This window comes from Pseudomonas capeferrum (assembly GCF_013523055.1).
Classification (GTDB): Bacteria; Pseudomonadota; Gammaproteobacteria; order Pseudomonadales; family Pseudomonadaceae; genus Aquipseudomonas; species Aquipseudomonas capeferrum_A.
Map to the genome: position 1 here is coordinate 97,866 of NZ_JAAMQM010000007.1, position 12,355 is coordinate 110,220.

Below are 12,355 nucleotides of genomic sequence, written 5' to 3' on the forward strand. Positions count from 1 at the left end.
GACTGGCGCGGCGACACTTCGATCAAGCGCGCGCCGTGCGCCGGGTCAGTCGATCAGCTGCGCATCCCTCAGCGCTCCCAAGGCTGCCAGCCACCGTGGCTGCTGGCGATAATCGGTTCGCGCGAATCCTTTGCCGCGCATCTGCGCGATCCGCGGCGAGGGGGTGACGTTCAAACGTTGCGCCGCACTCAGCGCCAGTTCCGCGGCGGCACGGTCGTTACATACCAGGCCCATGTCGCAACCGGCGGTCAATGCCGCCTCGATCCGGCTGGCGGCATCGCCCACCACATGGGCGCCTGCCATGGAAAGATCATCACTGAAGATCACGCCCTTGAAGCCCAACTCGCCGCGCAGGATTTCCTGCAGCCAGCGACGGGAAAAACCAGCCGGCTGGTTGTCCACCTGCGGATAGATGACATGGGCCGGCATCACTGCCGCCAACTGGCCGCCAAGACGACTGAAGGGCAGCAGATCCGCCTGGCGCAGTTGATCCAGGGAGCGTTCGTCAACGGGGATGGCCACATGGGAGTCGGCCTCGGCCCAACCATGACCCGGGAAATGTTTGCCACAAGCGGCCATGCCCGCGGCGTTCATGCCACGTATGAATGCACCGGCCAGTTGCGTGGCGCGCTCGGGATCGCCCTCGAAGGCGCGGCTGCCCACCACGGCGCTGCGCTGGTGGTCCAGATCCAGCACAGGGGCGAAGCTCAGATCGAGGCCCACCGCCAGTACCTCGGTGGCCATCAACCAGCCGCACTGCTCGGCAAGGTAATCGGCATCGGCGCTGTCGGCGATCGCGCGCATGGCCGGCAGACGCACGAAGCCCTGGCGCAGGCGCTGGACCCGCCCGCCCTCCTGATCGACCGCGAGAATCAGGTCCGGTCGCAGTGCCCGGATCGACGCACAGAGCTCACGGACCTGGCGAGGGGTATGGATGTTGCGGGCGAAAAGGATCAAGCCGGCCACTTCCGGCTGGCGCAGGAGTTGACGGTCTTCAGCGGTCAGCCAGGTACCGGCGATATCCACCATCAGGGAGCCTTGCAGGCTGGCGGTCATGGAAAATCCTTCATTCATGGCGTATTGAGGCCTGCCAGCAGCAGGCCGCTTGATCGATTGCATCTGCACACCTTCCGACCCTGCCGACGGCAATGCGTACGGCCAACCGGCCTGTTGCCAGGTCGAGGCGGCAAGGAATCGTTTCGATGGAAGAACGTGCAGGGGGATGGAGGTGTGGCATGGGGCGCTAGCTTAGCCGAAGCGGCCTGCCGCGCCCAGCCTTCAGGCCTTGGCCGGGATGGCCGAGCCGGCTGTCTTGACGCGCGGGCGCAGTTGCGCTGACGCCATGGCCTGATCGGTGATACCGCTGTCGGCACGCATGCCGGCCGCGAGGAATGGCACCATCAGGCGCATCACCTGCTCGATCGAGGTGTCGATGCCGAAATCGGTTTCGGAGATGGCGCGCAAGGCCTTGATGCCCGACATGCTGAACGCGGCGGCACCGAGCATGAAATGCACGCGCCAGAACAGCTCGAGTGGCGGCACGCGTGGCGCGGCTTCGTTGACCAGCAGCATGTAGCGTCGGAATACCTTGCCGTACATGTCTTCGAGGTACCGACGCAGATGCCCCTGGCTTTCGCTGAAGGCAAGGCCCAGGAGGCGCATGAAGATGGACAGGTCGTTGTTGCTGCGCGGCTGTACGACGAGGGCCTGCTCCACCAGCATTTCGAGCAGTTCTTCCAGGCTCGGCTTGTGCTCGGGACGCGCCTGACGACGCTCGAGCTCACGTTCGAGGCTGGCGCAGAAGGGACCGAGGAAACGCGAGAAGACTGCCTGTATCAGTGCCTTCTTGGAACCGAAATGGTAGTTGACGGCTGCCAGATTGACCCCGGCCTTGCTGGTAATGAGCCGCAGGGACGTTTCCGCGAACCCCCGATCGGCGAACAGCTGCTCGGCTGCATCGAGAATGCGTTCAACGGTTTCCGATTGGGCCATGACCTTTCCGCCTGACAAACAGTTGTTTGAAACATACGTTTTAGGGTTGTATATGTCAAGATCCTGTGACTGGTCGGTCGCATTAAACCATACCCGCAATGGTACGTTCATCAGCGCGGCAAGAGGCCGATTCTGTCCGCCAGAAAAGCCGTATCGCAGGCTTTCCTCCTCCTGGAACGATGCATTCGTTCAGCATGATGCTTGCAGCCAGCCAACTACTGTATATAATCCCAGTCACTGTACAAAAAGACAGAGCGACCGCCATGTTGAAACTGACGCCACGCCAAGCCGAAATTCTGGCCTTCATCAAACGCTGCCTCGAAGACAACGGCTTCCCGCCGACCCGGGCGGAAATCGCTCAAGAGCTGGGCTTCAAGTCCCCGAACGCCGCCGAAGAGCATCTCAAGGCCCTGGCACGCAAGGGCGCCATCGAGATGACTCCGGGCGCCTCCCGGGGGATCCGCATCCCCGGCCTCGAGACCAAGCCGCAGAGCGGCAGCCTGCCGATCATCGGTCGCGTGGCCGCTGGCGCGCCTATCCTCGCCCAGCAGCACATCGAGGAGTCGTGCAACATCAATCCCGCCTTCTTCAGCCCCCGCGCCGACTACCTGCTCCGGGTACACGGCATGAGCATGAAGGATGTCGGCATTCTCGACGGCGACCTGCTGGCGATCCATACCTGTCGCGAAGCACGTAACGGTCAGATCGTGGTTGCCCGCATCGGCGACGAGGTGACCGTCAAGCGATTCAAGCGCGAAGGCAGCAAGGTCTGGCTGATCGCAGAGAACCCCGAATTCGCCCCGATCGAAGTCGACCTGAAAGCGCAGGATCTGATCATCGAAGGCTTGAGTGTCGGCGTTATCCGCCGCTAACAGGAGAGGCCCCAATGCAGCCGTTCACCCACGCACCTCAACAAGCTCAGCTTCCTCTGTTCGAAGCTTTTCTGGCCCAGCCTGTCCTGCCTGTTCTGCCTGGCCTCAAGGCCAGTGAAGCCATCGGCCACTTCGGCGAGCACGAGCTTCTGAGCGAGCTGTCCCTGCGTGGGGCACCGCTTCATTGTCAAAGCCTGCTGGCGCCGGTCCTGCGCAACCTCAGCGAAGAGCAGGATGCTCGGTGGCTGACACTCATCGCTCCGCCGACCAGCCTTACCCAGACCTGGTTGAGAGACGCCGGACTCAACCGCGAGCGTATTCTCCTGTTGCATCCACGTGGCAGCCAAAGCAACTTGCAGCTTGCCTGCGAAGCCCTGCGCCTGGGGCGCAGTCATACCGTGGTGAGTTGGCTTGGGAGCTTGAATGCCAGCGCACGCCAGCAATTGATTCGCGCCGCGGGGATCGGAAACGCACAAAGCCTGAACGTCCGCCTCGGCTGACGTTCAGGCTTTGCCTGGAATACCTGATAGCGTAAACGCCTGCCGCCCACTGTGCAGGCGAACCTGCCGATCAATGCAGTACGCGCGGTCCTTCATCGCGCTCGAGCTCGCCTTCTACAAGCTTACCCGCCATTTGCACGCCCACGCTCAACATGGCCTTGGCCACTTCGACATGCTGTCCTTGCAGGAAAACCTTGGCGTCCTCGGAGAAATCCAGGGTCACCAGGGATCCTTCATCCTCGGCGCGGCGCAGCTCGATCCGGCCATCAGGCAACTCGACAATTTCAAGAAAGGACGTTGGCATAAGGGGCTGTTCTCCACGAAAGGCTGGCATTGTACCAGCCATGGCGGCTGTCAGCACTCACTCAACGCTTCACGGAAACGACGCACGAGCCCCTTCAATTCGCTCCGCCAGCTCTCCAACTCCTGCCGAGATAGAGGCTCGACCGTGGGCTCATCAAGGCTTATCGCCTGAATCAGAGGCTGGGTAACGTCGGTTTTTGCAGCCTTCTTGACGACCGGCGGTCGGAACAAATCGGCATAAGCACTTAACAGCCTGGCTAGCCAGGTCTCCGAGTTGCGCGCCAATTCCAACATCTCGGCCATTTCAGGAATAGCGATGCTTTCCTGCATTTCATTACCGAAGAGCAGTTCAGGGCGCGAGGCATTGGCCTGCGGCAGTCGATAGAATCCGGCAATCTCGTGGCACAACCCCAGTAGAGCCCCATACAGGTGGAACAGGGCAGATTCGCGCTCCGCCTGGATAAGGCCCTGGGCGTTCATTGCTCGACTGGTCGTGGCTTGCGCCATGGACTCCAAGGCCAGGCCGGCGAAAAAAAGTTTCTGGTTGGTGCGGGTATACAGTTCCTGGGCCATGTGTGAGCCCTCCCAACGGCTGCGAGGCGATACGTCAGTTTCACGGATAGTCCTCGCTCCCCGCAAGCCCAATCGCCAAATGCAAAGAGGGCAAGCCGAAGCTTGCCCTCTTTGCCAATTGCCAGGTCGCTAGACTGGTCGAGCGAGCATTCGCGAAACCAGGCTTGGGCAGCGCTCGATCAGCGCTTGTCTTCGACCTTCCAGCTGCCGCCGTCGTAGAACGCTTTCCAACCCGTCGGCTTGCCCTCGACCTCGGATTGCACGTACTGCTCCTTGGTCTTGCGGCTGTAGCGGATGACGGTCGGACGACCATCCGGGTCTTTCTGCGGCGCGTCACACAGGAAGTGGTACTTAGGATCGATCTCGTGCTTGTGTGGAACGATCTCCATCACCAGGGGCGCACGTGTCTCACGGTTCTTGGGGAACTGGCTGGCCGCCAGGAACAGCCCCGAGGCGCCATCACGCAGCACGTAGGTGTCATCGACCTTCTCGCACTTGAGCTCTGGCATCTTCACCGCATCCATCTTCGGCGGCGCCGCTTCGCCGCTCTTGAGCAGCTTGCGGGTGTTCTTGCACGCCGGATTGGTACAACCGAAGAACTTGCCGAAGCGACCTGTCTTGAGCTGCATCTCGCTGCCACACTTGTCACACTCCAGGCTCGGTCCTTCATAGCCCTTGATGCGATAGCTGCCCTCTTCGATCTCGTAGCCGACGCAATCCGGGTTGTTACCGCAGATGTGCAGCTTGTGCTTCTCATCCAGTAGATAGGCATCCATCGCCGTCGAGCAGATCGGGCAACGATGCTTGCCGCGCAGCACCCGGGATTCGGACTCGCCCTCGTCGTCGGCGGCGATCTCATCGCCCGGAACCAGGTTGACCGTGGCTTTACAACGCTCCTTGGGCGGCAGGCTGTAGCCCGAGCACCCCAGGAACACACCCGTGGATGCGGTACGGATCATCATCGGGCGACCACATTCCTTGCAGGCAATGCTGGTCAGGGTCGGCTGGTTGGCACGCATACCGTTTTCTGCAGACTCGGCATGCTGCAGTTTCTTGCTGAAATCGCCGTAGAACTCGTCGAGCACGTTCTTCCAGTCACGCTCGCCGTGAGCCACGTCATCGAGATTCTCTTCCATCCCCGCGGTGAAACCGTAGTCCATCAGATTGGAAAAACTCTCGGACAACCGCTCGGTGACGATATCGCCCATCTTCTCGGAGTAGAACCGGCGATTGTGCAAGGTGACGTAACCGCGGTCCTGGATGGTGGAAATGATCGCCGCATAGGTCGACGGGCGACCGATGCCACGCTTTTCCATTTCCTTGACCAAGCTCGCTTCGGTGAAGCGCGGTGGTGGCTTGGTGAAATGTTGGCTGGGATCGATCTGGATCAGCTTGAGCACTTCGCCCTGGACCATTTCCGGAAGCACATCGTCGTCACCCGGCTTGCTCTGCTGGGGCAGCACTCGGGTATAACCGTCGAACTTCAGGATGCGGCCCTTGGCACGCAGCTCGAAGTCACCGGCGGTCACGGTGACGCTGGTGGACAGATACTGCGCAGGCGGCATCTGGCAAGCCAGGAACTGGCGCCAGATGAGCTCGTACAGCCGCTCGGCATCGCGTTCCATGCCGGCCAGCTTGCTCGGATGAGTATTGACGTCGGAGGGGCGGATGGCTTCGTGAGCCTCCTGCGCGCCTTCCTTGCTGCCATACACGATCGGCGCCGGCGGTAGGTACTGCTTGCCGAACTCGCTCTCGATATAGCTGCGGGCCATGTCCACGGCATCGGTCGACAGGTTGGTCGAGTCGGTACGCATGTAAGTGATGTAGCCCGCTTCGTATAAGCGCTGGGCCATCATCATGGTCTTTTTCACGCCGAAGCCCAGGCGGTTGCTGGCGGCCTGCTGCAAGGTCGAAGTGATGAAAGGCGCCGACGGCTTGCTGCTGGTCGGACGGTCCTCGCGCTTGGCAACGCTGTAGCTCGATGCCTTGAGTTTTTCCAGCGCCGCCATGGCCTGGGCTTCGTTCAGCGGCTTGAACGCCTGACCGTTTTCACGGGCCACCTCGAAGCGCACCTTGGCGTTCTTGGCGGTACCCAGGTCGGCGTGGACTTCCCAGTACTCTTCGGGAACGAAAGCACGGATCTCGCGCTCACGCTCGACAACCAGCTTCACGGCCACCGACTGCACGCGACCGGCGGACAACCCACGGGCGATCTTGGACCACAGCAATGGCGAAACCATGTAGCCCACGACACGGTCGAGGAAGCGACGGGCCTGCTGGGCATTGACCCGATCGATATCCAGTTCGCCCGGTTGCGAGAACGCCTCCTGGATCGCCTTCTTGGTGATCTCGTTGAACACCACGCGCTTGTAGCGGGTATCGTCACCACCGATGGCTTCGCGCAGGTGCCAGGCAATGGCCTCCCCTTCGCGGTCCAAGTCGGTTGCGAGATAGATGGTATCGGCATCTTTCGCCAAGCGGCGAAGCTCTTCGATGACCTTTTCCTTGCCGGGCAGGATCTCGTACTTGGCCTTCCAGCCATGGTCCGGATCGACACCCATGCGTGACACCAGCTGACGGCGCGCCTTCTCTTTCGGCGACAGGGCCGGTGCCTCACCCGCGGCCTTGCCACGCTTGGCCACCGGCTCCTTGGTTCCGCTGGCGGAACCGCTGGTGGGGAGGTCACGGATATGGCCGATACTCGACTTCACCACGTACTGGTTGCCCAGGTACTTGTTGATGGTCTTGGCCTTGGCCGGGGATTCCACAATGACCAGCGATTTGCCCATGGATCGGAGTATTCCTGAATCTGAAGATAAAAATACGTCAGTGCCTGACGCGGCACCGCTATATATAGTGGCAACAGGGTGAGGTCAAGGGCGGCTGTCTAGTCGCTGGCCTCACCGGGGCGCCCGAACAGCCCGTCCTCGGCCCTGGCCAAGGCAAAGCGAGGCACCTGTTCGCCGTCCACCTCGATCGACTCGAGGAACATCGACAGCGGCCGTACCCAGAGCCCGAATTCACCGTAGAGAGCCTGGTAGAACACGACCCACTCCTCTGTCTCGGAGTGTCGTGCCACACCGAACACACGATACTCAGGCCCCTTGTAATGCCGGTATACGCCTGGCTGTATGTGCATGTCGCTTACCTCTTTGACGAATCCTGAAAAAACAAAAACCGGGGCACTTGGCCCCGGCTGCTGTCGTCGATGCGATCAGACGCGTTCGAAGACAGTAGTAATGCCCTGACCCAGGCCGACGCACATGGTAGACACCCCCAATGTACCGCCGTTCTGTTTCATGACATTGAGCAGAGTGCCGGAAATCCGTGCGCCCGAGCAACCGAAAGGATGACCCAGGGCGATGGCGCCGCCGTGCAGGTTAACCTTCTCATCCATCTTGTCGAGCACTTTCAGATCTTTCAGCACTGGCAAGGCCTGCGCGGCGAAGGCTTCATTGAGCTCGAAGAAGTCGATATCGGCGATGTTCAGGCCTGCCCGCTTGAGCGCTTTGTGCGTGGCGGGCACCGGACCGTAGCCCATGATCGCGGGGTCCACGCCGGCCACGGCCATGGAGCGAATCACGGCCATGGGCTGGATGCCCAGGTCCTTGGCACGCTGCGCCGACATCACGATCATGCACGAAGCACCGTCGGTGATCTGAGACGAACTGCCGGCGGTCACGGTGCCACCCTTGGGGTTGAACGCTGGCTTGAGTGCCGCCAGGCCTTCCAGGGTGGTTTCCGGACGAATGGTTTCGTCATGCCCGAACACCTTGAGGAAACCATTCTCGTCATAGCCTTGCATCGGAATGATCTCGTCCTTGAACTTGCCTTCGACCGTGGCCTTGTGGGCAAGCTGGTGCGAGCGCAAGGCGAAAAGATCCTGCTGTTCACGGGTGATGCCGTGCATCTTGCCCAGCATTTCCGCGGTCAGGCCCATCATGCCGGAGGCCTTGGCGGCGTGCAGGGACATGTGCGGGTTGGGATCGACGCCGTGCATCATGCTCACGTGCCCCATGTGCTCGACTCCGCCAACGACGAAGACATCACCGTTGCCGGTCATGATCGCCTGGGCGGCGGTGTGCAACGCGCTCATCGACGAGCCGCACAGACGACTGACGGTCTGGCCGGCCGCCGTGTGCGGGATCTGGGTCATCAGCGAGGCCATGCGAGCGATGTTCCAGCCCTGCTCCATGGTCTGGTTGACGCAGCCCCAGATCACGTCCTCGACTTCCTTCGGATCGAGCTTGGCATTGCGCTCCAGCAGCTTGCTGATCAGGTGTGCCGACATGTCCTCGGCACGGGTATTACGGTGCATGCCACCTTTGGAGCGGCCCATGGGCGTGCGACCGAAGTCGACAATCACCACGTCTCTTGGATTCAGGCTCATAACTGTTCTCTCGCTCTATCTCGTTGGGTCGCTCAACCGAAGAAACGCTCGCCCTTGGCGGCCATTTCACGCAATTTCGCGGTCGGCTGGTACAGCGGCCCCAGATCGGCATACTGGTCTGCCAGGGCAACGAACTCGGCTACCCCGATCGAATCGATGTAGCGCAGCGCCCCGCCACGGAAGGGAGGGAAGCCGATGCCATAGACCAGACCCATGTCGGCTTCGGCGGCGGTCTCGACGATACCGTCCTCGAGGCAACGAACGGTCTCCAGGCACAGCGGGATCATCATCCAGTTGATGATGTCTTCATCAGTGACTTCACGCTGTTCGTAAACGATCGGCTTGAGCACATCGAGCACCGAAGGATCGGCGACCTTTTTCGGTTTGCCGCGCTTGTCGGTTTCATAGGCATAGAAACCCTTGCCGTTCTTCTGGCCCAGACGCTTGGCCTCGTAGAGCGCGTCGATCGCGGAGCGGCGGTCATCCTTCATGCGGTCCGGGAAGCCCTCGGCCATGACGTCGCGACCATGGTGGCCCGTGTCGATGCCGACCACATCCATCAGATAGGCCGGACCCATCGGCCAGCCGAAGCGCTCCATGACCTTGTCGATCCGGACAAAATCGACGCCGGCGCCGATCAGCTTGGCAAAGCCGCCGAAGTACGGGAACAGCACACGGTTGACGAGGAAGCCCGGGCAATCGTTGACCACGATCGGGTTCTTGCCCATCTTTTTGGCATAGGCCACGGTCGTGGCGACTGCAACTTCGCTGGACTTCTCGCCACGAATCACTTCCACCAGCGGCATCATGTGCACCGGGTTGAAGAAATGCATGCCGACGAAGTTTTCAGGACGCTTGAGCGCCTTGGCCAACAGGTTGATGGAAATGGTCGAGGTATTGGAGGCCAGGATCGCATCGTCCTTGACCTGCCCTTCGACCTCGGCCAGCACGGCCTGCTTCACCTTGGGGTTTTCGACCACGGCTTCGACGACGATGTCGACATGGGCGAAATCGCCATAGGACAGGGTCGGGCGAATGGCATTGAGCGCTTCGGCCATCTTGGCCGGCGTCAGGCGCCCCTTCTCGACACGGCTGCCCAGCAGCTTCGACGCCTCGTTCAGACCCAGCTGGATGGCATCCTCGCGGATGTCCTTCATCAGGATCGGAGTGCCTTTGACCGCCGACTGGTAGGCGATGCCGCCACCCATGATGCCAGCGCCGAGCACGGCGGCCTGCTTCACGTCACGAGCGATCTCGTCATGCGCCTTGGCCTTGCGCTTGAGTTCCTGGTCGTTGAGGAACAGACCGATCAGGCTTTCGGCGACCGAGGTCCTGGCAAGCTTGGCGAATCCCGCGGCCTCTACTTCGATGGCCTTGTCACGACCGAAGTTGGCGGCTTTCTGGATGGTCTTGATGGCTTCGACCGGGGCTGGGTAGTTAGGCCCTGCCTGACCGGCGACGAATCCTTTGGCGGTCTCGAACGCCATCATCTGCTCGATGGCATTGAGCTTGAGCTTTTCCAGCTTGGGCTGACGCTTGGCCTTGTAGTCAAGCTCGCCGCCGATGGCGTGCTTGATCAGGTCCAGGGCCGCGTCGCGCAGCAGCTCAGGGGCGACCACCGCGTCCACCGCGCTCACCTTGAGGGCCTCTTCGGCGCGATTTTCCTTGCCGGCCGCGATCCATTCGATCGCGTTGTCGGCACCGATCAGGCGCGGCAGGCGCACGGTGCCGCCGAAGCCCGGATAAATACCCAGCTTGACTTCCGGCAGGCCGATCTTGGCGGTACTGGACATCACGCGATAGTCGGCGGCCAGGCACATCTCCAGCCCGCCGCCCAGGGCGATGCCATTGATGGCGACCACGGTCGGTACCGGAAGATCCTCGAAATCGCTGAAGATACGATTGGCTTCCAGGTTACCGGCGACCAGTTCGGCCTCGGGCAGCTTGAAGTTGTCGACAAACTCGGTGATATCCGCACCGACGATGAACACACTCTTGCCGCTACTGACGATCACGCCCTTGATAGAGGCGTCGGCCTTGAGGATGTCCACGGCCTGCCGAAGTTCGCTCAGGGTGAGGCGGTTGAATTTGTTGACGGACTCACCCTTGAGGTCGAAGACGAGTTCGACGATGCCGCTTTCAAGAGCCTTAACCGTGATGGCTTTACCTTCGTAAATCATCAACTGATCTCCACGATATGGAAGCTGAACTGTACGCGCCGATCGCTGACGCAAGCCCGGGACGGCCATGTGGCCGTTGCTGGTCGAGCCTTGCGTCAGGCACACCCATCGACACGGTAGTCGGGATTTTGTATGAAGGCGATGACAAACAAACGCTCAATTCATACGCCCGTTTGATTTGGGTCTGCACACATTCTCCGAAATGCCGGGCGTTGTCAAATAGGCAAATACGCCGAAAAAATCCGACTATCCAGTCACGGATGCGCCGAAGGCCATGACTTCAATGACGGGGATCGCCCGCCATTCATGTCAGCGATAGACACTGTGGGAAGAGGAAGAGCTGCATGAATATGCTCGCCCTGGCAAAAGACAGCTACACTGCGGAGCAGTTGAATTACCCGGCCTGCCTGGCCTGTAACGCAACTGCACGGCAAGTTCGAACACGGGAGGGTGTGGTCGGTACTCGATACCAGCCCGCATCAGACCGTTGAAAGGCCTGTCCGGGCAGATTGCGGCTTTGCCTGAACCGCGGGATTGCCCCGCGGTTTTTTTATTCAGGCCAAGGCATTCAACACGTTGGCAATATCCTGCAATACTGCGCTATCGCCCCGTTCGCTCCAGTACAGCGCTATCATCCGGCCATCGGCCTCGACCTTGTAGACGGTTTCCGGAAGCTGTGCGAAAGCTTTGACCAGACGCTCGTCTTCGCAAGGCTCACGCCACTGATTCCACCAGATACCCGGCGTTACCTGCCAATACGACCAGCTGTCCTCGCGGCCCTTGCGGCGTGCCTGGTGATACTGTGGACAGGGGCTGGGCGGTTCCTTGGGCAGCCAGTGCGGCCACTCCTGTGGTGCCAGCTGCATGGCCAGACCGATGCGTCGTCCTTCCAGCCTCAGGCTCATCTGCTCGCTCTGTCGACGCGAGGGACGCAGCCACGCGAGAGGGCTGAGAATCAGCGCAAGGATTGACACCACTAGCCATACCGTCATATCTGTAATCCCATAAAGCGTTGCGAATGAGCGGGTTAGCCGAGCTCCCCAGCGACCAGCCGGAAACCGACCATACTTGAACCATTGCGATTGTCAGGAGTACATCCCATGTCCTACGAACATTTACTGGTCGCCGTCGATCTGACCGAAGAATGCGACCCGGTGATCAAGCGAGCGATGAAGATCGCCGCGCCCAACGGCGCCAAGGTGTCCCTGGTGCACATCGTCGAGCCCATGGCCATGGCCTTCGGAGGCGATGTCCCCATGGACCTTTCGCAACTGCAACAGCAGCAGTTCGACCAGGCCAAGGAGCGCATGGATCGACTGTTCAACAAGTACCCGGATATCGTGCGTGGCGACTCGCACCTGACCTACGGGCAACCTCGGCAGGAAATTCACCAACTGGCGAAAGAACAAGGCTGCGACCTGATCGTGGTGGGCAGCCACGGACGCCACGGCCTAGCACTGCTCCTGGGCTCCACGGCCAATGACGTGCTGCATGGCGCGCCCTGCGACGTATTGGCCGTGCGCCTGCAGAAGAAGGAATGACAGC

General features: G+C 60.9%; 12 protein-coding genes. 3 read left to right on the forward strand and 9 right to left on the reverse strand.

Annotated features, from left to right (window positions below; genetic code table 11):
- Nucleotides 1–45 precede the first annotated feature (45 nt).
- Together nagZ and G7009_RS09900 are read right to left on the reverse strand one after the other, a co-directional pair.
- Nucleotides 46–1,044, reverse strand: coding sequence for a beta-N-acetylhexosaminidase (gene nagZ, locus G7009_RS09895; RefSeq protein ID WP_181129939.1), 999 nt, complete (start codon nt 1,042–1,044; stop codon nt 46–48).
- A 234-nt stretch (nt 1,045–1,278) separates the two neighbouring features.
- The gene (locus G7009_RS09900; RefSeq protein ID WP_181129814.1) at nt 1,279–1,992 is read right to left on the reverse strand and encodes a TetR/AcrR family transcriptional regulator; all 714 of its coding nucleotides are present in this window, start codon (nt 1,990–1,992) and stop codon (nt 1,279–1,281) included.
- Nucleotides 1,993–2,255: 263 nt separating this feature from the next.
- On the opposite strand from G7009_RS09900, the gene lexA reads away from it, so the two are divergent.
- Both lexA and sulA read left to right on the forward strand, forming a co-directional pair.
- Nucleotides 2,256–2,864: a transcriptional repressor LexA gene (lexA, locus tag G7009_RS09905; protein WP_181129815.1), complete on the forward strand. Its 609-nt coding sequence runs from the start codon at nt 2,256–2,258 to the stop codon at nt 2,862–2,864.
- Nucleotides 2,865–2,878: 14 nt separating this feature from the next.
- Complete coding sequence (gene sulA / locus G7009_RS09910) at nt 2,879–3,364, forward strand: SOS-induced cell division inhibitor SulA (protein WP_181129816.1); 486 nt, start codon at nt 2,879–2,881, stop codon at nt 3,362–3,364.
- A 70-nt stretch (nt 3,365–3,434) separates the two neighbouring features.
- Here the strand turns inward: sulA and G7009_RS09915 are convergent, their stop codons facing one another.
- The 7 genes from G7009_RS09915 to G7009_RS09945 all read right to left on the reverse strand — a co-directional run bounded on the left by G7009_RS09915 (nt 3,435) and on the right by G7009_RS09945 (nt 11,802).
- Nucleotides 3,435–3,668 (reverse strand): hypothetical protein, encoded by a 234-nt coding sequence (locus G7009_RS09915; RefSeq protein WP_181129817.1) that lies wholly within the window; start codon nt 3,666–3,668, stop codon nt 3,435–3,437.
- A 50-nt stretch (nt 3,669–3,718) separates the two neighbouring features.
- A complete protein-coding gene (locus G7009_RS09920) occupies nt 3,719–4,240 on the reverse strand; it encodes a DUF6586 family protein (protein ID WP_181129818.1) in 522 nt (173 codons plus the stop codon).
- A gap of 179 nt (nt 4,241–4,419) precedes the next feature.
- Nucleotides 4,420–7,029: a type I DNA topoisomerase gene (topA, locus tag G7009_RS09925; RefSeq protein ID WP_181129819.1), complete on the reverse strand. Its 2,610-nt coding sequence runs from the start codon at nt 7,027–7,029 to the stop codon at nt 4,420–4,422.
- 98 nt (nt 7,030–7,127) lie between these two features.
- Nucleotides 7,128–7,379: a DUF1653 domain-containing protein gene (locus G7009_RS09930; protein WP_181129820.1), complete on the reverse strand. Its 252-nt coding sequence runs from the start codon at nt 7,377–7,379 to the stop codon at nt 7,128–7,130.
- Between the two features lie 75 nt (nt 7,380–7,454).
- Nucleotides 7,455–8,630, reverse strand: a complete 1,176-nt coding sequence (gene fadA, locus G7009_RS09935; RefSeq protein ID WP_181129821.1) for an acetyl-CoA C-acyltransferase FadA — start codon at nt 8,628–8,630, stop codon at nt 7,455–7,457.
- A gap of 32 nt (nt 8,631–8,662) precedes the next feature.
- Entirely contained in the window at nt 8,663–10,810 is a 2,148-nt protein-coding gene (fadB, locus tag G7009_RS09940) for a fatty acid oxidation complex subunit alpha FadB (RefSeq protein ID WP_181129822.1), read from the reverse strand.
- A 554-nt stretch (nt 10,811–11,364) separates the two neighbouring features.
- On the reverse strand, nt 11,365–11,802 hold the full coding sequence (locus tag G7009_RS09945; RefSeq protein ID WP_181129823.1) for a hypothetical protein: 438 nt from the start codon (nt 11,800–11,802) through the stop codon (nt 11,365–11,367).
- Nucleotides 11,803–11,910: 108 nt separating this feature from the next.
- On the opposite strand from G7009_RS09945, the gene G7009_RS09950 reads away from it, so the two are divergent.
- Nucleotides 11,911–12,351 carry a universal stress protein gene (locus G7009_RS09950; protein WP_181129824.1) on the forward strand — a complete coding sequence of 147 codons (441 nt, stop codon included), beginning with the start codon at nt 11,911–11,913 and terminating at the stop codon, nt 12,349–12,351.
- Nucleotides 12,352–12,355 lie beyond the last annotated feature (4 nt).